Consider the following 23,234-nt stretch of genomic DNA (forward strand, 5'->3'; position numbering starts at 1 on the left):
ATTCCGTCGCCGCTCGGGCGGAACCTTCCGTTAACGCATCCCTGAGAGTGAGGATCCGGCAATGACGCAGGACCAGACCACTGGCCCGGACGCCGAAGCGGAGACCCCGACGCCATGGCGGCCCTCGCGGACAGTGGCGGTGGTTCTGGCCGGAGGCACCGGGACGCGGCTGGGTCTCGGCATCCCGAAGCAGCTGCTGAAGATCGCCGGTAAGCCGATCATCGAGCACACCCTGGCGGTCTTCGAGACGGCACCGGAGATCGACGAGATCATCGTGCTGATGGCCACCGGCCACGTCGAGGACGCCCGGCAGATCGTCGAGAAGGCCGGCCTGCGCAAAGTCACCAAGGTGATCGAGGGCGGTGACACCCGCAACGCCACCACCCGGATCGCTCTGGACGCGGTCGGCCCCGAAGACTGCAACATCCTCTTCCACGACGCGGTGCGCCCGCTACTCAGCGGCCGGATCGTGCGTGAGTGCGTCAACGCGCTCTGGAGCTACGACGCCGTCGACGTGGCCATCCCCTCCGCGGACACGATCATCCAGGTCGACGACAACGACTGCATCACCGACATCCCGGTGCGCTCCCGGCTGCGCCGGGGCCAGACCCCGCAGGCGTTCCGCTCCCCCACGATCCGTGCCGCGTACCGGATCGCCGAGGACGACAGGGACTTCGCCGCCACCGACGACTGCGGCGTGGTGCTGCGTTACCTCCCCGGCACCCCGATCAAGGTGATCGACGGTTCGGACGAGAACATCAAGGTCACCCACCCGGTCGACGTGCACCTGGCGGACAAGCTCTTCCAGCTCGCCGCGGCGCAGGCGCCCCGGCTGACCGACCACCGCAGCTACAGCGAGGAGCTGACCGGCCGCACCATCGTGGTGTTCGGCGGCAGCTACGGCATCGGCCACGAGTTGACCGAGCTGGCCCGACGCTACGGCGCCCAGGTCTTCCCGTTCAGCCGTTCCAGCACCGGCACCCACGTGGAGCGGGCCGAGGACGTCGAGGCCGCGCTGACCACCGCCTTCGAGGCCACCGGCCGGATCGACCACGTGGTGGTCACCGCCGGCATCCTGGAGAAGGGCGCCCTCGCCGAGATGGACGAGGAGACCATGGACCGGCTGCTCCAGGTCAACTTCGTCGGCCCGGTGACCATCGCCCGCCAGTCCCTGCCCTACCTCCAGCAGACCAAGGGCCAGCTGCTGCTCTACACCTCCAGCTCCTACACCCGGGGCCGGGCCCGCTACGCGCTCTACTCGGCCACCAAGGCCGCCCTGGTCAACCTCACCCAGGCGCTCGCCGACGAGTGGGCCGACGTCGGCGTCCGCGTCAACTGCATCAACCCGGAGCGCACCGCCACCCCGATGCGGACGCGGGCCTTCGGCGAGGAGCCGGAGCACACCCTGCTCGCCGCGGAGGCCGTCGCCCAGTCGTCGCTGGACGTGCTGATCTCCGACCTGACCGGTCAGGTGATCGACGTACGCCGGGCGCCCGGTGACGGGCCCACGCCGAGCGTGCCGACCCAGGCCGGGTCGGGTCGGGTCGAGGCACCGGCCGGCGCGACGTCCACGAACTGACGCCGACGGCTGCGGAACCACGAACGGAGCGACATGCGCGGCGAACTGGTCCGAAAGCTGGCCGCCCGGTGCCTGACCACCGGGTTGGCCGTGCTGGCCTTTGTCGTGCTGGCGCTCACCGGCGCCACCGGTTGGGGGCTGGCACTGGCCGTCGCCGCGCTGGCCGCCTCGGCCGCCGAGCAGCGGATCCGGCCCAGCGCCGACCTCGTGGCGGAGACCACGTTGATCGCCGCCGCGATCCTGGCCGGTTACTCCCGACGACTGGATGACGGGCTCAACCTCGCGCTGGTCGCCACCGGGCTGGTCCTGCTGGGGCTGGTGCTGCTGGTGGGGCCGCTGCGCACCGCCGGCAGTCTGGAGATCCGGACGGTCAACCTGCCGGTCCGCGCGTGGACGCCGCTGATCGCCGACCGGCTCGGCACGGCCCTGCTCGGGCTGCTCGCCGCCCTGGCGCTCGCCGCAGCGCTCGCCCTGCCGGCCGGCGTGGCGCTCGCCGCCAGCCTGCTGGTCGGCGCGGGCGCCGGCGCGGTCGCACTGGACCTGGCCCGGCGGCGGTTCCGGCCGAGGGCCGGCGGCGGATCGGTGGCCGCCGCGCTGCGCCGGTACCAGCCGGAGTTCCTGCTCTACTTCTCCGCGCCCCCCGGGTCCGAATACCAGGTCACCATGTGGCTGCCGTACCTGGAACGGATCGGCCGGCCGTTCCTGGTCGTGCTGCGCGAGCCGGAGTTCCTGGCCCCGATCGCGGCGGCCACCGACGCGCCGGTGGTCTACTGCCCCACCCTGGGTGCGCTGGACGAGGCGTTGGTGCCGAGCCTGCGAGTGGCGTTCTACGTCAACCACGGTGCGAAGAACAGCCACTGCGTCCGCTTCACCCAGCTCACCCACATCCAGCTGCACCACGGCGACAGCGACAAGGCGCCGAGCGCCAACCCGGTGTCGGGGATCTTCGACCGGATCTTCGTGGCCGGGCAGGCGGCGATCGACAGGTACGGCCGCGCCGGGGTGCAGATCCCGGCGGACAAGTTCGTGGTGGTGGGTCGCCCGCAGGTCGAGTCGATCGAGGTACGCCCGGAGCCCGCGCGAGGGCTGGCGCACCCGACGGTGCTGTACACGCCGACCTGGACCGGGCACCACGCCGACGCCGACTACTGCTCGCTGCCGGTGGCCGAGGAGCTGCTGCACCGGCTGCTGGAGCGCGGCGCGACGGTGATCCTGCGGGCCCACCCGTACACCGGGCAGAACCCGGCGTCGGCCCGCCAGCTGGGCCGCCTGACCGAGCTGCTCGTCGCCGACCGGGCCCGCACCGGCCGCCAGCACGTGGTCGGCGCGGCGGCCCGGGAGCTGAGCCTGACCGAGTGCGTCAACTCCTCCGACGCGCTGGTCTCCGACGTGTCCGGCGTGATCTCGGACTTCCTCTACTCCGGCAAGCCGTACGCGGTCACCGACATGGGCGACGAGGGCGACCGGTTCGTGGAGCGGTTCCCGCTGGCCGGGTCGGGTTACGTGCTGCGCCGGGACATGTCCAACGTGGACGAGGTGCTGACCGCACTGTTGGACACCGACCCGCTGGCCGAGGCCCGCTGGGCCACCCGCCGCCGCTACCTGGGTGACTTCCCGGCCGAGTCGTACGCGGAGGTGTTCCTGACCGCCGCCCGCCGGGAGCTGGCGCCCGCGGAGACACTTACCGCGTCGGCGTCGGCCTAGCCGCTCAGCGGTACCTGTCGAGCAGCGCCAGCACCGCGGCCGGGTCCTCCACGTGCGCGTTGTGGCCGAGACCGGGCAGCGTGGCGACAGGTACGCCGTACTCCTTGAGTTGTTCGTCGGTGACCATCGGGTCGTTCTCCCCGCGCGCCAGGACCACCGGCACGTCGGTCGCCGCGAGCAGCGCGGCCAAATCGGGTTCGCCGACGGCGAAGGCGGTCGGGTCCATGGCGAGGCGCCAGCGGCCGTCGACCTGCCGCAGACCGGCGTCCACCACCGGATGGTCCGGTGACAGCAGGCCGGCCAGTCCGGAGACACGCAGGTAGCGGCGAGCCGCCTCGGTGCGGCTGGCGAACCAGCTCACCGGGCGGGCGGCGACCTCGGCGGCGCGGGTCAGCTCCGCAGGTGACCACAGCGCCTTGATGCCCAGCCCGACCACCGCGTCCACAGGCGTTCCGGCGTCACGGGCGGCCAGCGCCAGGCCGACCACCCCACCCAGCGAGTGCCCGAGCACGACCAGCCGGTCGTCGGGGGCGAGGGCCTGCGCGACCTGCTGGGCGAGGCCCACAAAGGAGTACGACGGCAGCGGCGGCGCCCAGCCGTGGCCGGCGAGGTCCGGTGCCAGCCACCGACCGGGCCAGTGCTGCTCGAGGTACGGCGCCCAGGGCAACCACACGTCCCCGGTCGCGCCCATGCCGTGCAGTAGCAGCAGGACCGGCCTGCGGCCGGCGTGACCACCCGTTTTCTCCACCACGGCCGCAGTCTCCCACGGTTCACGGCCCGCCACGAGAGTCGTCGATGACGGCGTACGCCCGGCTGCCACGCGTGCAGACGCCGCGGGCGCCGGCTCCTTGTGGGAGACGGCGCCCGCGGCGGTCGGTGTGCCCGGGTCAGGCGGAGTAGCCCCGGCTGGTGATCCAGTTGGCCAGGTCGATCGTGGTGACCCAGTACGACGGGTCGGCCGGGTTCGCCGAGTCGGCGATCCGCACGGTGCGACCGTTGTCCTTGTAACCCACGACGGCGATGTAGTGCCCGCCGCCGTAGGAGTGCCAGCCGCCGTCGGTGTCGGTGGCGTCGCCGACGACGTTCGCCACCACGCCGCGGCCGTCGGTGATGGCCTTCACGACGTCGGCCTGGAGCCGGTCCATCTGTGCCGGGCTGGGCGCGCCGGGGAACATCCGGGTCCGGTACGGGGAGCCCTTCACCTCGGCGTTGAGCGCCCGGGTGGTGTCCTCGGCCGAGTTGGTGCCCATCTCGGTGGTGCCCAGCTCGGCGCCGAGCTCCTCCTGGGTGCGGTCGATGCCGGCGGCGCTGAGCGCGTTCCGGGTGGCCGCCGGGCCGCAGTTGTAGTAGGTGTTCTGCGCCTCGTAGTCGTAGTCGAGCACCTTGGTCGCGGGCGGCTTCGGCCGCTCCGGCTTCCGGGTCAGGTCCGGGTTGCTGCTGGCCTTGGCGGCGGGTGACGCGGCGCTGGTGGCCGGGGCGGCCGTGCTCGGCGTGGCGCTGGCCGAGGGGGACGCGTCCCGAACGTCACCGCGGGAGGCGGCGACGTCGCTGCGCATCTCGGCGGCCGTGGTCGCGGTGCGCTGGCCGGCCGGGGCGTCGTCGGCCGTGGTGAGCAGGGCGCCGGTGGTGGTGGCGATCGCGAGGGCCGCGGCGGAGGCGGCGACGATCTGGTACGGACGCTCGGTGGCGAGGCGGCGGAGCTGACGCTGCAGGGTGTGCTTCACGGGGTCCTCCACGGATCGGGGGGAGAGCGGCACACCGGGGCCGGACCGGTATCCGGGCAGGCGCCAGCGCGCGGACCGTGGCCCGCGGATGGTGAACCGCTCAGGGGAACGCCCGGAGTGGCCGGGCGGGAAAGGCGATGACCCGGGGGTCAGCTCACCGTCACTGGACGAATGAGCGGGCGCACCGCCGCGCCGTGGAGGCGAGGGAACAACCGAGGGGTGGAAAGGTGCTGCACGAGGAGTTGACTCCTTCCGACACCGCCTACCGGGTTAGCTGACGGATTCGGGCGGGAAGATCGCCCTACCGCGGGCCGTGGCTCGCGGATTCACCCCGGACTTACTGATGGGTCCCCGGTTCGTAGATCACGATTGAGCGGGTCGATGCGGCGTCGCGTCTTGCGATCGGTTACCGCACCGGACGGGACGACACTACTGGCCACTTCGCGCCCTGCCAAGCCAGGTTCACCTGCGTAAACCCCAATTGGCGCGCCAATTTCTGCGCGTATTGCAGATGATGTGACTCGATGGGACAACCGGTTACGGTGACGCCTCCGGGCGACAACCGGACAGGCCGGAAAGAACGCGACCACAATCGCGGGAACAATGACGCCGATCGCGCCGGACGTCCGGTTCAGCAATTCGGTGACCGGCCTCACATCACGGATCGGGCTCAACCCACCCGGGCCGGCCGCCACCGTGCCACGACGGCGGGACGCAACGCCCTGGCCACCGTCCGGCGGGTGGGCGCCGGGGTCGGGCGCAGCCGGGCCTCCGCCACGTACGCCTCCTCGGCGAGGGTGCGAGCCGACTCGGCGGCCAACTCGGCGTCGCGCCAGGCGGCCCGCTCGCGGCCGGTGGCCACCTGGTAGTCGACCAGCCGCGCATCCCGGATCACCCGGCTGATCAGCGCCTCCTGCTCGACCGGGTGTCGTCGGGGATCCCAGCCGTGCCGGTGCCCGAACACGTCGCCGAGCTGAGCCATGGTCAGATCGCCCCGCCAGTACGCCGCCATCGCCGCGCGGTGCAGATAGCGCTCCCGGGCCGCGTACTCGGAGGGGGTGTGCGGAGTCTGCGGAGTGGGCAGTGCGCCGGCGCCCGCGAAGCGACGCGCGGCGGTGTCCGCCTCGTCGTACCCGATCCAGGCCCGCTCCATCTGCTCCTGAGCGGCCAGCCAGGCGGCGCGTCGCCGCCGGGCGGTGGTGGCCGCGCCGGCCGCGGCGACGGCCACCTCCTCGGCGTAGCGACGCCTGTCGACGGCCTCGGCGGCGGCCAACTCCCGCACGGTGGGCACGGCCGGGGGCCGGTCGTCGGTGGGCTGGTCCCGTTCGGGGCGGGCGGCCAGCACGGTGAGGAGGCCCAGGGTCAACAGGAACAGGGTCGACCAGATGGCGGCGGCCTGCGGCACCTCGGTCACGAACTGGTAGAAGACGACGGTCTCCATGGTCGGCACCTCGGGGAGAGAGCAGTGCGATGGGAGCCGCGCCGGCCAGCGGGCCACGGAGGACCACGGGTCGGCGTGGTGGGAAGCGGGTGAGTCGACAGGGCGCGGTGACGGGACGGTCGTCCCGGTGGCTCAGCGCCGGGGTGGGGCCCGGGATGCCCGGCCGCTCGCAGCGTCGACGAGGGGCAGCCGGTCGGACTCCGCCGCGCGGATCGGCAGCGCGCCCGCCGCGATGGTGCCCTGATCAGCGGGGAGCGCCGCCGACGTGTCGACCGACCATGCTGGAACCGACTCCTCGGCGGCCTTCGACGGTATCGCCGGGCACGCCGCACTGTGCGCCCCCACGTGCCGGCAGGAGGCCGCCAGCGGCCCGCCGGCTGGCATCACGCTCGGGGCTGGCATCGCGCTCGGGGCTGGCACCGGGCTGGGCGTTGGCGCGGCGGCCGTGGCCGGGCCCGCGCCGAGCGCCAGGGCCGCGACGACGGCGAGGCTGGTCAGCACCCGCGTCGCCCAGCGCGCCACCCACCACAGCGGACAGGTGAACGCGACCGGAAGCACGTCCCCACGCTACCGTCGCGCCGACCCGGACGCACCGACCACGGGCGTGTCGGATCACGCCGCGCCGACCCCGTTGACCAGGGTGGACGCTGTCAGCGCCGGTCGACGTACGTTGATCGACCCCCGGCCGGACCGACCTCGTCGGCGGCTCCGCCGGCCTCGTCGCGGGCGCTGCTCACGGGGTCCTGTGCGTCGTCGTGGCCGGCCGTGCGCGGTCGGGGGACGGGTGCCGGACGGGCCGGACGGCGCGGCGCGAGCCGGCGCATCATCGGGGTCTCGACGAAGCGGTGCAGCAGCCCGGCGAGGATCAGGTTCGCCACCAGGAAGCCGAGCACCACGGCCGGGCCACGCCAGCCCGCGAAGCCGATCCCCCAGGTCTCGCTCCAGCGCAGCACGCTCGTCATCACCAGCACGTGCACCAGGTAGAAGGCGAACGAGACCTCACCGAGCCAGACCAGCGGCCGGGACCGCCACGGCGAGCGCCGACCCCGCACGTCCGCGTCCGCGGCAGCGGTGATCACCAACAGGTACACGACCGCGAGCAGCGTGGTCCACAGCTCGGCGCGGATCCACTGCGCGGCCGTCACCCAGGTGACCAGGAAGATCCCGCTGGCCACTGTCAGATTGGGACCGCGCCAGAGCCCTCGGCGCATCAACTCGGCCGCCACCGCGCCCAACCAGAACTCCAGCGACCGCGCCGGCGGGAAGATCTGGGTGAACCACCACCGGCTCACCTCCGGCACCAACTCCTGCGCCGGCCAGAGCGCAAGGATCAGCAGCGGCAGCGCGACGATCAGCGCCCAGAGCGCCTTCGGCCGGGCCCGGCGCAGCAGCGGCAGCGCCAGCGGCAGGCAGAGGTAGAAGAAGAACTCGCAGGACAGCGACCAGCTGACGGTGTTGATGCTGTAGAACCAGCCCGGCCGGGGGTCCCACGCCTGCAACAGCAGTAGGTTTTCCAGCGCAGCCGCCGGCAGGACCGGGTCGGCGAACCACCAGGCGACCACCAGCGTCGCCGCGAACAGCACCAGGTGGTTCGGGTAGATCTTGGCGATCCGTCGCCGCCAGAAGGTACGCCGGGAGTCCCCCTCGCGGGCCGACCAGACCAGCACGAACCCGCTGAGGATGAAGAAGAACTGCACCCCGGAGAGGCCCAGGGTGAACAGCTCGTCGACCACGGCCTTGTAGTCCGGCTCGGCGATGATCCGCATGGTGCCCGCGTGAAAGCCGAAAACCACCAGGGCGGCGATCCACCGCAACCCGGTCAGCGAGGGCAGCCGGGGCGGGGCCGGTGCGGGCCGGACGGCCGACACCGCGGCGACGCTCGTCATGCCGGGATCCCGACGCTCGGCAGGGTCACCAGCACTGTCGTATCCTCCTCGGCGCGGCGTCGGACGCCGCGACGGCGACGCCCGCGACGGCCCGGCAGGGCCGCACCGAGGCACCCTACCGGGTCACTCCCGGGTGAACCGGACGCATCCCACCTGCCCCACCAGCCCCTCGTTCCCCGGGCCGGGAACCGCCCCGCCGGACGGCGTTAACCTTCCGCTGGGCGGGAGTTCAGAGATTCCACAATCGGCGGCAACGTCAGGTTCCGGGGCCGGCCACCCGGGTCGTCGAAGGTGGCGGACGTGGTCAATGAGCCGACGCACGCACCGCTGCTGAGCATCGTCGTGCCCGTCTACGGCGTCGAGGCGTACCTGTACCAGTGCCTCGAGTCGATCCGGGCCGACATCCCGGCGGGCGAGTCGGACGCGGTCGAGCTGATCGCCGTCGACGACGCCTCCCCGGACGGCTGCGGCGCCATGCTCCGCTCGTACGCGGCCGGCCGTGACGGCGTCCGCGTCGTGCACCTGAGCAGCAACGTGGGTCTGGGGCTGGCCCGCAACGCCGGGCTCGACGTGGCCACCGGCCGCTACGTCTGGTTCGTCGACAGCGACGACTGGTTGCCGCCGGGCACTATCGCTGCGGTGCTGGACCGGCTGCGCCAGCACCAGCCCGACGTGCTGATGCTCGACCACCTGCGGGTCCACGAGGACGGTCGGCGGGAGGTCGATGCGAGCAGCCCGCTGCTGCGCGGGATCACCGGCGTCACCCGGCTGGCCGACCAGCCGCAGCTGCTGCGGGTGCAGCACACCGCCTGGAACAAGGTGGTCCGCCGGGACTTCATGGACGCGCTGGAGCTGCGATTCTTCCCCGGCTGGTACGAGGACATCCCGTTCAGCCACCCCCTGCTGATCGGGGCCGAGAAGGTCTCCGTGCTGGACCGGGTCTGCTACCTGTACCGCCAGGGCCGCCAGGGCGCGATCACCTCCACCCGCAGCGGCCGGCACTTCGACGCCTTCGCCCAGTACGAGCGGCTGATGGACTGGGTCGCACGGAAACACCCGGACGAGCGGTTGCAGGCCGAATTGTTCGAGCTGATGATCAGCCACTACCTGGTGGTGGTGGGCAACGACGGCCGGCTGCACCCACACCTGCGGCGCGCCTTCTTCCACCGGGCCGCCGCGCACTACCGTCGGTACCTGCCCACCGGCGGCTACCCGCTGCCCCCCGGCGTGACCGGGCTCAAGCACCGCCTCGTCGGGCGGGGTGACTGGTTGGCGTACTCGGCGCTGCGCCAGGCCCACCGGGTCGCTGGTCGCCTGCGTCGGCCCGGTCCGGTGGGCGGCGCCGACAGCGATTCGGTCGCCGCCGACGAGGACCCGGGCCGAGGGGCGGGCGCCGCGCCGACACGCGACGGTGGGCTCGCGCCGGAGCGACGTGACGTGCTGGCCGCTGGCCGGCTGCCGTGAACGGCCCCACCACACCGCACGCCGGGAGCCGGGGCGGCTCCCGGCGCCCTCGTTTTCCAGGTCGTCCGCCCGCCGGGTGGACGACGACAGCACCACCGCACCCCGGTGCGGGCGTACCCGAGCAGAGGTCGGAATGACGGCGACAATCAAGATCGGACCGCACGCGGTCGGTGCCGGGGAGCGACCGTTCGTGGTCGCCGAGATGTCCGGCAACCACAACGGCGATCTGAACCGGGCGCTGGCCATCGTCGACGCGGTGGCCGACAGCGGGGCGCACGCGCTGAAGCTCCAGACGTACCGGCCGGACACGATCACCATCGACGTCGACACCCCGGCGTTCCGGATCTCCAGCGGGCACGAGTTGTGGGGCGGGGAGAACCTGTACCGCCTCTACGAGCGCGCGCACACCCCGTACGAGTGGCACGCCCCGATCTTCGAACGGGCCCGCGAGCGTGGCCTGACCGTGTTCTCGTCGCCGTTCGACGCGACAGCCGTGGAGCTGCTGGAGTCGCTGGACGCGCCCGCGTACAAGATCGCCTCGTCGGAGCTGGTCGACCTGCCGCTGATCCGGCTCGTGGCCAGCACCGGCAAGCCGATGGTGATCTCGACCGGAATGGCGACGGTCGCCGAGATCGACGCCGCCGTACGCACCGCCCGAGCCGGTGGCGCGGCGGGAATCGTCTTGCTGGCCTGCACCGCGTCCTACCCGGCGCCGCCGGCCGACAGCAACCTGCGCCGGCTGCCGGTGCTGGCCGGCGCGTTCGACGTCCCGGTCGGGCTCTCCGACCACACGCCCGGCATCGGAGTGGCGGTCGCCTCGGTGGCGCTCGGCGCCTGCTTCATCGAGAAGCACGTGACGCTGGACCGGGCCGACGGCGGCGTGGACTCGGACTTCTCCCTGAACCCGGCCGAGCTCACGGCCCTGGTCGCCGAGTCGGGCCGCGCGTACGCGGCACTGGGCGGCACCGCGATCGGCCCCACCCCCGCCGAGCGGGAGGGGCTACGGTTCCGCCGGTCGCTCTTCGTGGTCGAGGACGTCCGGGCCGGCGACCTGGTGACCGCGCACAACGTCCGCTCGATCCGGCCGGCCGGCGGGCTGGCCCCCGTGGAGATCGACCGGGTCCTGGGCCGCGCCTTCACCACCGACGTCCCCCGCGGCACCCCCCTGAGCTGGGACCAGATCTAACCCGTAGCCCTCGCCCCGTCGATCTTGCAGTTACTGTCCCGACGAAAGGCGTGTAAGCCGCGATTCGGCGTCAGAAAGTGCAAGATCGCGGGGCGGGAGGGTCGGGGCGAAGCCGACGGTGATCACCAGGTCGGCCACGGCGAGGGTCCGCCAGACCGCCGATCCGTCGGCCGGCGGACCCAGACCGTGGCGCCGCCACCAGACCGCCATCGGTACGTCGGTCAGCTTGCAGCAGCACTCGGCGCGGGTCCACCGCGCCCAGAAGTCCTGCGCGCCGAACCGGCGGGCGAGCGCCGGGGGCACCGGGGCATCGGCGCGCTCCGCGTCGATGGCCACCCGCCAACCGGGCGCCGATGGGCCGTACCAGCCGACGCACCGTCCGTCGTCGAGGTGGCTGCGGGTCACCGCGTCGGCCAGGTCGGCGGGAGCGCCGATGCGCAGGTGCCGCTCGGCGGCGACGAGCAGCCCCGGCACCGGACGCGGCCGGACCAGCCGGTCCAGGTCAGATGGCGGCGGCACCGTCCACCACGATGACCTGGCCGTTGATGTTGGTGTGCTCGCGCAGCAGCATCCGTACGACCGGGGTGACCTCCACCGGCTCGGTCAGGTGACCGGTCGGGGTGCGGCGCACGATCTGGTCGAGCTGGGTCGGACCGAGCACCGCGGACATCTCCGACGCGAAGAAGCCGGGCGCGACCGAGTTGACCAGCATCCGGCCGCCCAGTTCGCGGGCGAGCGAGCGGGTGGCGGCGTCCATGCCGCCCTTGGTGGCCGAGTACGCGACGAGGCCGGGAAAACCGCGCTGCCCGCAGATCGAGGTGATGTTGACGATCCGTCCGCGCAGTCCCTTGGCGAGCATCCGGCGGATCACCAACCGCGTCAGCTGTAGCGGGGCCGTCAGGTTGGTCTCGATGATCCGGGCGATGTCGTCGGTGGCGGTGTGCGCGTGCAGGGAGTCCTGCCCCATGGCGGCGTTGTTGACGATGCCGTCGATCGGGCCGAGACGCTGCTCCACCTCGCGGACGAAGCTCTGCGCGGCGCGCAGGTCGGTGACGTCCACCGCGCCGACGTGCACCCGGTCGGGGTGCTCGGCGGCGAGCTTCTCCAGCTCCGGGGTGATGGTGCGGGCGAACGCGGCCACCTTGACGCCCGCGTCGAGCAGGTCGGTGACGATGGCCAGGCCCAGGCCACGGGAACCGCCGGAGACGAGGACCACGGAGCTGGGCGGGACGAGCTGGGTGTCGGCGGGCTCAGACATCGCTCTTCAGGGTCTCCTTGACGGGAATGTCGGTCAGGACGCGAATGCGGCGTGGCACCGCGTGCTCGGGAAGCCGGTCGGCGCACCAGCGGACCAGTGCGGCCTCGTCCGCCACGCCGGCATCGGCGGGGGCGAGGACCACCTCGGCGACCACCATCCGCCCGAGCACCGGGGCGCGGCGGCCGGTCACGCGGGCCCAGGCCACCGCCGGATGACCGGCCAACACGCCGCGGACCACACCGGCGGAGACCTTGCTGCCACCGACGTTGATCTCGTCGGAGTCCAGTCGGCCGGTGATCAGCACTCGGCCGTCGAGCACCTGCACCCGGTCGCCGGTGCGGATCGGGCCGGCGAGACCGGCACCGTGGTACGGGGAGGTGACCACCAGTTCGTCGTCGCGGACGGAGAGCGTCGGCCGGCCCGGGGTTTCCCGGTCCAGCCAGTCGACCGGGAACCCGGCCCGCCCGTCGTGCACCACAATGGACGCCCCCACCTCTGAGGACGCGTAGATCCAGGAGATCCGGGCCGCCGGGAAGACCTCCCGCAGTTGGTCCAGGATCGCCTGGTCCACCGGTTCTCCGCCGAGGGTGATCTGACGCAGCGGCACCCGGGCCAGCGCTTCGGCGTCGCGGTAGAGGGTGCGCCGCCAGAAGGTCGGGGTGCCGGAGGCGGCGTCGACCCCGTGCGCGGCAGCGACCGAGGGCCAGTCGTCCAACTCGTCGGGCTCGACCACCACCAGGTGCTGACCGGGCTGGGTCAGCGACAGGGTGACCACCTGCCACCAGGCGTACGTGCCGGGGGCGTACGGGCAGAGCCAGGTCCGGTCGGGCTGGTCCGCCCGGACGGTGGTCAGCGTGTCGAGGGTGTGCCCGACCCGCTTCGGACGCCCCGTCGAGCCCGAGGTCAGCAGCCAGAGCCGGTGGGGCTCGGCGGCTCGCGGCCGGGCCGGGACACTCGGGCGCACGCCGTCGTCGTCGAGGACGCTGACGGTGAACCCGGCCTCCAGCAGCTCGGCACGCATCGTGGCGTCGACCCGACTGGCGGTGCTCAGCAGCAGCTCGGTGCCGTGCACGGCGTGCTGCCGCGCCGCGGTGAGCGCGTGCACGGCGGAGTGGGCGAGCACCGCCGCCGGGTCGGGCAGTGTGGGCGTCGGCAGCGAGCGCCAGGTCAGCGCGGCGCCACCGACGACGAGTCGATTGTCGACTCCGGCCGGCTCCGGGTGTGCGGGCGCGGGGTGGCGCGACGTCGCGACGGTCACTGGTGTTGAAGCTCGACGAGGAAGTCGAGGACGTCCCCGACGGTGGCGATGCGCCGCAGCCCGGGGGCGTCGAAGTTGAGCTCCTCCCCCGTCTCGTCCTCCACCCGCAGGGCCAGCTCGGAGAAGTCGAGCGACCGGAAGCCGATCTCCCGCAACTGCGTCGCGTCGTCCGCGGGCAGCTCCTTGTCCTGGTTCTTCAGCACCTGAGCCATGAGGTCGCGGATCTGCGCGCGACTCAATTCGTTCATGCGCCGCAGTCTACAACCCAACGAATGGATATCCGATTTCCCGGTAGGCCCGGGTAAGGTGCCTCGACCCGACGTGAACGGCGAGGAAAGCGAGACGTACGTGCTGCGCGAAGCGACGACGGACGACGTTCATCTGATGTTGTCCTGGCGTAATCAGGAAACCAATCGACAGGTCAGCAAGACCAGTCACGAGATCACCGCCGAGGAGCACGCCCGGTGGTGGTCGACGGTCCGCGACGACAGGTCGCGGCGAGTCCTGGTGTACGTCCGCGACGACCGGCCCTGCGGTGTGGTCACCTTCTTCGACCTGCGGTTGGATGGCCCTCGCACCGGCGCGTGGGGCTTCTATCTGGACGCCGACGGGCTGGCCGGGCGGGACGAGACGCTGCCGGCCTGGCTGGGGGTCATGCGGGAGGCCGTCGAGTACGCCTTCGACGGGCTGCACCTGGACCGGCTCGACGGCGAGGTGCTCGGCCACAATACCGTCGTACGACAGATGAACCGACGTTTCCGATTTGTCGAGGGGACACCACGACAGGAGCTGTCCGACGGTCGGGAAATCACCGTCATCCCGATTTCCCTGGCTCGGGCAGACCGCCGTCAGCGCTGATTGCCGGACACTTCTCCGCAATGGACCGGAACCATTAACCGGCCGTGCTCCCGGTGGACATCCGCCGTTCACGAATAGCGGTGTCCACCGGGGCGCGGCGGATCAGACCCGCCGCCAGGCCGCCCAGTGCTGCGCCGGGTTGCCACCGAGTCGAACGAAGCCGTACGCCGTGCCGTTCCAGTCGTCGGCCTGCCCGGGCGCCCAGCGGGCGAACACCACCTGCGCCGCGGCCGGCGGCTGCCCGACGCCGAACCACCGGACGTCGGTCCAGGTCACCTGGTGGCTGAGGTTGAACCGCAGGACGTAGTGCACGCCGGTCGAGGCCCACACCCGCTCGCCGGGGCGTACGCCGACGTCGGCCACCCGGGGTGTCGGCGCGGTGCTCGCGGCGGCCGGTTGCACGATCCGCTTGTCGATCACCTGCATGGTGACGAGGTTGACCACCACGAGGGCGCCGAGGATCGGCAGCCGCAGGCGGGGCACCCGGACCGCGGCGACGAGCAGCGCACAGCCGGCGATGCCGACCAGTGAGCCGACCACCGGTCGCAACTCCCGCCAGCCCCCGGTCAACGCCACCAGGTCCGGCGCGCTGAAACCGCCGTAGCGCAGCTGGTGGCCCTGGCTGGCCACGTACGCGAGTCGGGCCGCGACAAGCGCGCCGCCACCGACCAGCAGCGCCACCGCGACGGCCGCCCGGCGCAGCACCACCCGCCACCCGGCGGTGAACAGCACTCCCAGCCCGACCAGCAGCCAGAACGGCGCGAGCATCTGCACGTAGCGGCCGTAGATCGCGTCCAGCGGTTTGCCGGTGATGCCGGACAGGATCACCGACGCGCCGCCGGCCACCCCGACGGTCACCACAAGCGCCACACCCATCGTCCAGCGGGCCGCGTCGCCGTGCCGTGGGCGCCACAGCTCGCGCACAGCGCCGGCCCAGGCCACCCCGGCCATCCCGAACGTGATCACCACGAGGTACCAGAGCTGGGTGGTGACCGCGGCGCCCACCCGGACCACGCCCTGGGCGGAGGCGATCGCCTCGACCATGCTGCCGCCGGGGGCGCTGCCGAGCAGGTAGACCTTGCCGCCGAGGTAACGGATGGCGGCCTCGTTGACGAGCGCCATGGCGAGTACCGGCAGCAGCGCCGCGAGCACCACGGGCGGGCTGATCCGGCGGCGGACGAACAGCAGCAGGACCAGCCCGGCGTGCACGGCCACGATCACCAGGCCACGGGAGTGCAGCAGGTGGAACCCGCCGACCAGCAGGCCGACGGTGGCGGCGGCGAGCGGGCCGGGCCGGGCGATCCAGCGGTGCACGGCGAGCAGCCAGGCGACCACCAGCGGCGCCATCACCGCGTCGATCATGGCGACGCCCGCGTAGAAGGCGGTGGCCGGCAGGGTCGCCGCCGCGACCGCGCCGAGCAGCGCGTACGAGCGGCGCAGCTGGAACAGCCGGCGACCGAACAGGTACGCCAGCGGCAGCAGCGTCGAGTTCACCATCGCGTTGATCAGCTGGACGATCCGGTAGCTGTCGGTGAAGTCCCGGTCCCCGAGGAACGCCGGCGAGATCAGCATCGGGTAGCCGACCCGGCGCAAAAGGTCGTTCTCGCTGCTGAAGCCCCCCGGGCCGCCCGCGAGGGCGCGGGCGGTGTTCAGGTAGCTGTCCTCGTCGGTGTGCGCGATCGGCAGCGCGATGTGCCGGGACCACCACATCCGCCAGGCCACGCTGAGCACCCAACCGACGACCAGCAGCAGCGGCACCAGCCAACGCCGGGTGGTCGGGCCGCTCGGCGTCTCGGCTCCCACCACCGGCCGTTCGATCACGTCACTACCGGGTGCCATCAACGCCTCCAGAATTGCCGGCCGGACCGGGGCCACGCCGATCCGACGGGCCCGCCGGCCGGCGTCGGTGACGCACGGGGTGACCCGCTCGCACCGAGCCGGTGTGGATGTCAGGTGAACGCGGGACCCGGCTGCGCGCAGGGGTCGCCGGGTCGTTCGCGCGGTCACTGTAACGGCCCGATCCGGCCAGGTCAGCCCACATCCGGGGCGGTCGGAAGTGTTCGCCTACGCGGTGTCCGGCATTCACGGGAGCAGAGGTTGCGGTTCACCCGCGAGCGCCGAGGAGTTAACCCGCCATGGCTAGCGTGTCACCCCGGTCGGCCGGCCCAGGGCCGCTCGTTCATCCACGAACACGGGAGCCACACATTGAGTGAGTTGAATGGATCGTCCATTCTGATCACCGGAGGAACTGGTTCCTTCGGCAGGACGTTCCTCCGGCACATCCTCAACGAGGCCGACCCCGCCAGAGTGGTGGTGTTCTCCCGCGACGAGCTCAAGCAGTACGAGCTGCGCCAGCAACTCGGCGACGACCCGCGGCTGCGCTGGTTCATCGGCGACATCCGGGACCGGCACCGCCTCACCCGGGCCATGCACGGCGTGGACCACGTGGTGCACGCCGCCGCGTTGAAGCAGGTGGACACCGCGGAGTACAACCCCTCGGAGTACATCGCCACAAACATCACCGGCTCCCAGCACGTCGTCGACGCGGCGATCGAGGCCGGCGTCAAGAAGGTCATCGCGCTCTCCACCGACAAGGCGTCCAGCCCGATCAACCTGTACGGCGCGACGAAGCTGGTCGGCGACAAGCTGTTCGTCTCGGCCAACCACTACGCCGCCCAGCACCCCACCCGGTTCGCCGTGGTGCGCTACGGCAACGTGGTGGGCAGCCGCGGTTCGGTCGTCCCGCTGTTCCGTCGGCTGGCCGCCGAGGGCAAGAGCCTGCCGATCACCGACAAGCGGATGACCCGCTTCTGGATCACGCTCGACCAGGCCGTGCAGTTCGTCATGGACTCGTTCGACCAGATGCAGGGCGGCGAGCTGTTCGTGCCGCGTATCCCGAGCATGCGCATCCTCGACCTGGTCGAGGCCGTGGCCCCGGACGCCACCACCCACGAGATCGGGATCCGGCCGGGCGAGAAGCTGCACGAGGAGATGATCGCGCCCGACGACAGCCGGCGGACGCTGCGCGCCGACGGCCGGTTCATCGTCCAGCCCACCATCGCCACCTGGGGTTACCAGCCGCCGGTGGACTGCGACCCGGTGCCGGACGGCTTCGCCTACCAGTCGGACACCAACGACGAGTGGCTCACCGTCGAGCAGTTGCGCGACATGCTCGGCATCAACGGATGACGGGGATGCTCCCGTACGGCCGGCAGTCGATCAACGAGGACGACGTCGCGGCCGTCGCCGACGTGCTGCGCGGCGACTGGCTCACCACAGGTCCGCAGGTCGACGCCTTCGAGGCCGACCTCGCCCGGTGGACCGGCGGGGTCGGTGTCGCCGCCGTCTCCAACGGCACCGCGGCGCTGCACGTGGCGTACGCGGCGGCCGGGGTGGGACCGGGCGACGAGGTGGTCGTCCCGCCGATGACGTTCGTGGCGACCGCCAGCAGCGCGGTCGCCCTCGGCGCGACCATCGTGTTCGCCGACGTCGACGACGAGACGTTCTGCCTCGACCCGGCGGCGGCCGCCGCGGCGGTGACCTCGCGGACGAAGGTCGTCGCCGCTGTCGACTACGCCGGGCACCCCGCCGACTACGACGCGCTGCGCACGTCGGTCGAGGGCAGCGACGCGCTGCTGCTCGCCGACGCGGCCCACTCGATCGGCGGGACGTACCACGGTCGGCCGGTCGGTTCGCTCGCCGACCTGACCACGTTCTCGTTCTTCCCCACCAAGAACCTGACCACCGCCGAGGGCGGCGCCGTCGCGGCGCTGGACCCGGACATCCTGAGGCGGGCCCGCCGGTTCCGTGGCGTCGGCGTGGTCCGCGAACGTGACGACCTGCGTTTCCCCGACGAGGGTGGCTGGCACCAGGAGGTGCACGAGTTCGGGCTGAACTACCGGCTACCGGACGTGCTCTGTGCCCTGGGCCGCAGCCAACTACGTCGGCTCGGCGAGTTCACCGCCCGCCGCAGCGCCCTGGTCGCCCGCTACGACGAGGCGCTGGCCGACCTGGACGGCGTGCTGCTGCCGACCCGCAGGTCGTGGGCCGACCCGGCCTGGCACCTCTACCCGATCCGGGTGCTCGACGGTCGCCGTCGCGAGGTGTACGACCGGATGCGGGCCGCCGGCATCGGCGTCCAGGTCAACTACCTCCCGGTGCACTGGCACCCGGCGTTCGCCGACCTGGGCTACCGGCGCGGATCCTGCCCGGTGGCCGAGTCGTTCTACTCCCAACAGCTGTCGCTACCGCTCTACCCGGGGCTCAGCGACGCCGACCAGGACCGCGTCATCGACGCGCTGACCGCCGCGGTGCGGGTCGGCTCGGTGCGTTCCGCCGCCTGATGGGAACCTGATGCACCACGCCAACCACTTCTACGGCCACGCGCACGTGCTGGCCCGGTACGCCGGCCTCGGCGACCGGCACCCACCACGGATCAACGGGTACGTGCAGCACGGCTGGAACATCGGTGACGGCCTCGCCCCCGGCCACCCGTACGCCGAACGCACCCCCAGCCTGCTCTGGTCCGAGCAGACCCGCCGCCGGGCCTGGTCGGTGGGGCGACGCAACGTGGTCGTCATCGGCGCGCCGTTCACCTACCTGCTGGCCCTGCGACCCGAGGAACCACCGGCGGAGGAACGGGAGGGCACCATCTGGTACCCGTTCCACGGCTGGGAGGGTCAGCACGTCAAGGGCGACCACCGCAAACTGATCGCCCTCATCCAGGACACCGAGCCCGGCCCGGTCACGGTCTGCCTCTACTGGCACGAGTACCGGATGCGCAACGTGCGCCGGCTCTACGAGCGCGCCGGGTTCCGGGTGATCTGCCACGGCTACCGGGGGCACTGGTGGAAGGACACCGACCCGGAGTTCCTCGACCGACAGCTCACCGAGCTGCGCCGTCACCGCCGGGTAGCATCCAACCGGCTGACCAGCGCGATCTTCTACGGCATCGCGGCGGGGTGCGAGCCGGCGGTCTACGGCGACCCGATGATCCTGTCCAACGAGGACCCCACCTTCGGCGGCACCGCCCGGATCCGACGGCAGTGGCCACAGCTGCACGGCACCACCGTCGACCTGCCCACCGCGGTCGAGATCGCCCGCGCCGAGTTGGGCACCGACCACCGATGCACGCCCGCCGAGCTCCGCGAGCTGCTCGGTTGGGCGCACCTTCAGGAGGAAGAGGAAGACCGTGACGACTGAGACGGCACCCGCCGGCCGGATCACCCTGCCGGGCGGCGAGATGCTGGCCTGGTCGGACCTGCCGCAGGAGCGGCTGGCCAACGGTGGACCCCTCGCCGCGCTGGCCGCCCGGCTGGTGCCGCCCGGCGCCCGGGTCCTGGTGGCCGGTCCACACGACCCGGCGCTGCTCGACCAACTCACCCACGCCGAGGTGACCTGCCTGCTGCGCAGCCACCCGGACGCGGTGGCGCTGGCGCACCGGGCCGCCCGCGTGGTGGTGGGTGGCCCGAGCGGGCTGCCCGACGACGAGACGTACGACGTGGTGATCGCGGCCGCCGGGCTGGACCCGGTCGAGTCGGTGGAGGGCGCCCGGCTCGGCTGGGACGGTGTGCTGGCCCGACTCGCCGCCGCGGTACGACCGGGTGGTGCGTTGCTGCTGCGCCTGGACAACCCGCTGGGCCTGCACCGGCTCGTCGACACCACCCCCTGGTACGCCCTCCGGGACGACTCCGCCTGGATGATCGGCGGCGTGTTGGACCGCGCCCACCCGGCCAACCGGGACCAGCTGCGCGAGCGGCTCCGCGCGGCGGGGCTGCGGCCGGCCGCGTGCTGGGCCGCGTACCCCGATGTCAACACCCCGACCGCGCTGCTGGACGCCGACCACCTCGACCGGGACGCGGGCTCCGGTCTGTTCGACGCGGTGCTGCACGGCGCCTGCGCCGGGGGTTTCACCAGCGCCACAGTGCTCCAGGACCCGGCCCGGCTGGCGGTGGACGCGCTGCACGCCGGACGCGCCGCCGACCTCGCACCGAGCTGGCTGACCCTCGCCCACCGGCCCACCGACCCCACGGACCCGACCACGCCGACCGCCGATCCGGACCTGCCGGTGGCTCTCATGCAGACCGGTCGCCCCGGGATCGGCGTGCTGGAGGTGCTGCACGGCCCCTCCGGCTGGCGCTGGGGGCTCATCCCGGCCGTCGACGCGACGACGCCGGCCGTCGCGCCGTTCGCCAGCCGCGAGGCCGCCTACCGGGACGTGGACGCGCTGTCCGGGCCGGTGCCGTCCGGCCGGCTGCTGCGTACCCTGCTGCTCGACGCGGCCCTGCGCCGCGACCTGGCCACCCTGCGCGCGCTGCTGCACGGGTACGCGGGCTGGCTCGCCGACCAGGCCGACACCGACGGTCGGATCGCCGGCGCGGCGGCGCTGGCCGGCACCGACAACGTCGTTGTCGACGGCGAGCGGTACGCGGTGCTCGACCCCAGCTGGCGGGCCACCGCCGCGCTGCCCGCCGACGTGGTGCTCGCCCGCGGCCTGTGGCGCTTCGCCGCGGGCCTGCTCACCGGCGGGTACGCCCACCCGTGGTCGTCCACTCTCGACGTAGCGGGCCTGACCGTGGTGCTCGGCGGCCTCGCCGGCCACGACCTCGACCGCGCGACAGTCGACGAGGCGGTGGAGGCCGAGGCGGCCATCGCCGCCGCGCTGCACGGGTTGGACGCCGGCGGCACTGTCGACCTCGCCGCCGAGCTGCACGCCGTCGCGCCGACCGACCCGCCGGTCGGCGGGCACAGCTACCAGCAGCTGCGCGAGGCGTGGCTGCGCCAGCGCGAAGAACTCACCCGGTTGGCCGCGCTGACCGCGTGGACAGAGGAGTTGCTCACCTCGCGGGAACGGGCGCTGCGCCGGGCCGAGACGACGATCCACCTGCTCAGCGGGTCGCTCAGCTACCGGGTGGGCCGGCTCGCCATCACCCCGGCCCGGCTGGCCAAGCGGGGCGCCCGCGCCGCCAAACGCCGGGCCACCGCGGTGCTCGCCCCCAAGCAGGAGGAGCAGCAGTGACCGGCGTACTCCCCACCGACGGCTCCGGGCCACGGATCGTCGGCATCGTGCAGGCGCGTATGGGTTCGTCCCGACTGCCCGGCAAGGTGCTCCGCCCGCTCGCCGGACGGTCCGTGCTGGGCCGGGTCGTACGCGCCGCCCGGGACAGCGGCGTCCTGGCCGACCTGGTGGTCGCCACCAGCACCGACACCGTCGACGACGCGGTGGCCGTCGAATGCGCGCGGCTCGACGTGCCGTGCCACCGCGGGCCGGTCGACGACGTGCTGGACCGCTTCGTGGGCGCCCTCGCGGCACACCCGGGGGACGCCGTCATGCGGTTCACCGCCGACTGCCCCCTGCTCGACCCGGAGATCATCGCCCTGGTCGCGTCGGTGTACCGGGCGGTCCCCGGGCTGGACTACGCGAGCACCTCGATCGCCCGGACCCTGCCCCGCGGGCTGGACGTCGAGATCATCCGAGCGGAGACCCTCCGCACCCTGGGCCGGCTCGCCACCGACCACCACCGGGTGCACGTGACCTCGTACGCGTACACCCACCCGGAGCTGTTCCGGGTGCTCGGGGTGACGCTCACCCCGGACCGCTCCGCGCTGCGGCTGACCCTCGACACCGAGCAGGACTGGGCGCTGGTCAGCGCGATCATCGACCACTTCGGTGACGTCAGCGTGCCGCTCGCCAAGCTCGCCGACTGGCTCGACGGTCAGCCCAGGCTGCGCTCGCTCAACGCCGACGTACGACAGAAGCCGCTGGAGGAGTCCTGAGCACCCTGAGGGTCGGGTTGCGCTGCGACGCCGGGCCACGGCGCGGCGTCGGCCACCTCGTCCGCTGCCTGGCGCTCGCCGAGGAGTTCCTCGCCCGGGGCGCCGACGTCACGGTGTTCGGCACCGTCGAACGCCTCGACTGGGCAACCGCGGAGCTGGCCGCCCGGGGCATCCCGCTGCTCCCCGGCCCGGACTCGGCGGCCGAACTGGTCGAGACGGCCCGCCGACACCACCTGGACGTGCTGGTCCTCGACTCCTACGAACTGGACCCGGCCGGGGCCGGCGCCCTACGCGCCGCCGGCGTGTACACCCTCGCCATCATCGACGGCGACAGCCGAGGCCAGGTCGCGGACCTCTACCTCGACCAGAACTTCGGAGCGGAGCTGCCCGGCCCGGGTGCCGTGCCGGGCCTGGGTGCCGGCGTGGGGTTGCCCGGCCGGTTGCTCGCCGGGAGCGGGTACGCCCTGCTGCGCGACACCGTGATCAGCGCCCGGCCACCGGTCGCCCCGCCCGCCACGGCGGTCGGCCGCCCCCGGGTGCTGGCCTTCTTCGGCGGCACCGACGCGGTCGGCGCGGCCCCGGTCCTGACCCGGGTGCTGGTGGCCACCGGTCACCCGATGGACCTCACAGTCATCGTGGGGCGACCGGAGATCGAAGCCGAGGTCGAGGACGTCACCCCCGGCCGGGGGCAGATCATCCGACCGGTCCCGCCCACCACCTCGCTACCGGCACTGATCACCGAAGCCGACCTGGTGGTCAGCGCCGCCGGCACGTCCACCTGGGAACTCTGCTGCCTCGGCGCACCCACTGCACTGGTCTGCGTGGTCGACAACCAACGTGAGTCGTACACCCGGGTGGTGCGACACGGCCTGGCCGCCGGCCTCGGCGAGCTTCCCGAGCTGACCGCCGGCGGCGTCGCCGGACGAGCCGCCCGCGCGACGGCGGCGCGGACCCTGCACGGGCTGCTCAGCTCACCGCAGCGGCGCACGACGCTCGCCGCGCGGGCCTGGTCCACTGTCGACGGGCAGGGCCGGGCGCGGGTCGTGGACGCGGTGTTCGACGCCGTACGCGCCGCCGCCGTCACCGGCTGACCACAGCCG

The 23,234-nt window shown here is 72.8% G+C and carries 21 protein-coding genes and 1 riboswitch; of the genes, 11 read left to right on the top strand and 10 right to left on the bottom strand.

Features of this window, described 5'->3' with window-relative positions:
- Positions 1-61 precede the first annotated feature (61 nt).
- Positions 62-1,579, top strand: coding sequence for a bifunctional cytidylyltransferase/SDR family oxidoreductase (locus IW248_RS15015; protein WP_196927498.1), 1,518 nt, complete (start codon positions 62-64; stop codon positions 1,577-1,579).
- 33 nt (positions 1,580-1,612) lie between these two features.
- A complete protein-coding gene (locus tag IW248_RS15020) occupies positions 1,613-3,283 on the top strand; it encodes a CDP-glycerol glycerophosphotransferase family protein (RefSeq protein WP_196927499.1) in 1,671 nt (556 codons plus the stop codon).
- Positions 3,284-3,287: 4 nt separating this feature from the next.
- On the opposite strand, the gene IW248_RS15025 is transcribed toward IW248_RS15020, so the two are convergent.
- The 5 genes from IW248_RS15025 to IW248_RS15045 form a co-directional block, all read right to left on the bottom strand.
- Positions 3,288-4,034, bottom strand: a complete 747-nt coding sequence (locus IW248_RS15025) for an alpha/beta fold hydrolase (RefSeq protein ID WP_196927500.1) — start codon at positions 4,032-4,034, stop codon at positions 3,288-3,290.
- A 136-nt stretch (positions 4,035-4,170) separates the two neighbouring features.
- Positions 4,171-5,019, bottom strand: a complete 849-nt coding sequence (locus IW248_RS15030; protein WP_196927501.1) for a C39 family peptidase — start codon at positions 5,017-5,019, stop codon at positions 4,171-4,173.
- Between the two features lie 232 nt (positions 5,020-5,251).
- Positions 5,252-5,393: riboswitch (cyclic di-AMP (ydaO/yuaA leader) on the bottom strand.
- 284 nt (positions 5,394-5,677) lie between these two features.
- Complete coding sequence (locus IW248_RS15035) at positions 5,678-6,448, bottom strand: hypothetical protein (protein ID WP_196927502.1); 771 nt, start codon at positions 6,446-6,448, stop codon at positions 5,678-5,680.
- Between the two features lie 132 nt (positions 6,449-6,580).
- The gene (locus IW248_RS15040; protein WP_196927503.1) at positions 6,581-7,006 is read right to left on the bottom strand and encodes a hypothetical protein; all 426 of its coding nucleotides are present in this window, start codon (positions 7,004-7,006) and stop codon (positions 6,581-6,583) included.
- Positions 7,007-7,098: 92 nt separating this feature from the next.
- Complete coding sequence (locus IW248_RS15045) at positions 7,099-8,334, bottom strand: acyltransferase family protein (protein ID WP_196927504.1); 1,236 nt, start codon at positions 8,332-8,334, stop codon at positions 7,099-7,101.
- 300 nt (positions 8,335-8,634) lie between these two features.
- Here IW248_RS15045 and IW248_RS15050 point away from each other — a divergent pair, with 300 nt between their 5' ends.
- Positions 8,635-9,798, top strand: coding sequence for a glycosyltransferase family 2 protein (locus IW248_RS15050; protein ID WP_196927505.1), 1,164 nt, complete (start codon positions 8,635-8,637; stop codon positions 9,796-9,798).
- Positions 9,799-9,931: 133 nt separating this feature from the next.
- Complete coding sequence (gene pseI / locus IW248_RS15055) at positions 9,932-10,984, top strand: pseudaminic acid synthase (protein WP_196927506.1); 1,053 nt, start codon at positions 9,932-9,934, stop codon at positions 10,982-10,984.
- Positions 10,985-11,014: 30 nt separating this feature from the next.
- On the opposite strand, the gene IW248_RS15060 is transcribed toward pseI, so the two are convergent.
- The 4 genes from IW248_RS15060 to IW248_RS15075 are packed head-to-tail and all read right to left on the bottom strand — an operon-like array spanning position 11,015 to position 13,748.
- Positions 11,015-11,503 (bottom strand): hypothetical protein, encoded by a 489-nt coding sequence (locus tag IW248_RS15060; RefSeq protein WP_307787965.1) that lies wholly within the window; start codon positions 11,501-11,503, stop codon positions 11,015-11,017.
- Entirely contained in the window at positions 11,487-12,242 is a 756-nt protein-coding gene (locus tag IW248_RS15065; RefSeq protein WP_196927507.1) for an SDR family NAD(P)-dependent oxidoreductase, read from the bottom strand. Before IW248_RS15065 ends, IW248_RS15060 begins: the two co-directional genes overlap by 17 nt.
- On the bottom strand, positions 12,235-13,500 hold the full coding sequence (locus tag IW248_RS15070) for an AMP-binding protein (protein ID WP_196927508.1): 1,266 nt from the start codon (positions 13,498-13,500) through the stop codon (positions 12,235-12,237). The genes IW248_RS15065 and IW248_RS15070 overlap by 8 nt, the downstream gene beginning before the upstream one ends.
- Complete coding sequence (locus IW248_RS15075; protein ID WP_231396317.1) at positions 13,497-13,748, bottom strand: acyl carrier protein; 252 nt, start codon at positions 13,746-13,748, stop codon at positions 13,497-13,499. Before IW248_RS15075 ends, IW248_RS15070 begins: the two co-directional genes overlap by 4 nt.
- A gap of 73 nt (positions 13,749-13,821) precedes the next feature.
- On the opposite strand from IW248_RS15075, the gene IW248_RS15080 reads away from it, so the two are divergent.
- Positions 13,822-14,358, top strand: coding sequence for a GNAT family N-acetyltransferase (locus IW248_RS15080; RefSeq protein WP_307787967.1), 537 nt, complete (start codon positions 13,822-13,824; stop codon positions 14,356-14,358).
- A 102-nt stretch (positions 14,359-14,460) separates the two neighbouring features.
- Here IW248_RS15080 and IW248_RS15085 read toward each other — a convergent pair whose 3' ends face one another.
- Positions 14,461-16,197, bottom strand: coding sequence for a hypothetical protein (locus IW248_RS15085; protein ID WP_196927509.1), 1,737 nt, complete (start codon positions 16,195-16,197; stop codon positions 14,461-14,463).
- Between the two features lie 366 nt (positions 16,198-16,563).
- Between IW248_RS15085 and pseB the strand changes: the two genes are divergently transcribed.
- From pseB to IW248_RS15115, 6 genes are read left to right on the top strand one after another with little or no spacing between them, the layout of a single operon-like run.
- Positions 16,564-17,547, top strand: coding sequence for a UDP-N-acetylglucosamine 4,6-dehydratase (inverting) (gene pseB / locus IW248_RS15090; protein ID WP_196927510.1), 984 nt, complete (start codon positions 16,564-16,566; stop codon positions 17,545-17,547).
- Positions 17,544-18,701: a DegT/DnrJ/EryC1/StrS family aminotransferase gene (locus IW248_RS15095; RefSeq protein WP_196927511.1), complete on the top strand. Its 1,158-nt coding sequence runs from the start codon at positions 17,544-17,546 to the stop codon at positions 18,699-18,701. Before pseB ends, IW248_RS15095 begins: the two co-directional genes overlap by 4 nt.
- A 10-nt stretch (positions 18,702-18,711) precedes the next feature.
- Positions 18,712-19,560 carry a hypothetical protein gene (locus IW248_RS15100; protein ID WP_196927512.1) on the top strand — a complete coding sequence of 283 codons (849 nt, stop codon included), beginning with the start codon at positions 18,712-18,714 and terminating at the stop codon, positions 19,558-19,560.
- Positions 19,550-21,376, top strand: coding sequence for a class I SAM-dependent methyltransferase (locus IW248_RS15105; RefSeq protein WP_196927513.1), 1,827 nt, complete (start codon positions 19,550-19,552; stop codon positions 21,374-21,376). Before IW248_RS15100 ends, IW248_RS15105 begins: the two co-directional genes overlap by 11 nt.
- On the top strand, positions 21,373-22,134 hold the full coding sequence (locus tag IW248_RS15110; RefSeq protein ID WP_307787968.1) for a cytidylyltransferase domain-containing protein: 762 nt from the start codon (positions 21,373-21,375) through the stop codon (positions 22,132-22,134). Before IW248_RS15105 ends, IW248_RS15110 begins: the two co-directional genes overlap by 4 nt.
- Positions 22,131-23,225 (top strand): PseG/SpsG family protein, encoded by a 1,095-nt coding sequence (locus IW248_RS15115; RefSeq protein WP_196930211.1) that lies wholly within the window; start codon positions 22,131-22,133, stop codon positions 23,223-23,225. Before IW248_RS15110 ends, IW248_RS15115 begins: the two co-directional genes overlap by 4 nt.
- Positions 23,226-23,234: the final 9 nt, after the last annotated feature.

The organism is Micromonospora ureilytica (assembly GCF_015751765.1).
In the GTDB taxonomy this organism is placed as follows: domain Bacteria; phylum Actinomycetota; class Actinomycetes; order Mycobacteriales; family Micromonosporaceae; genus Micromonospora; species Micromonospora ureilytica.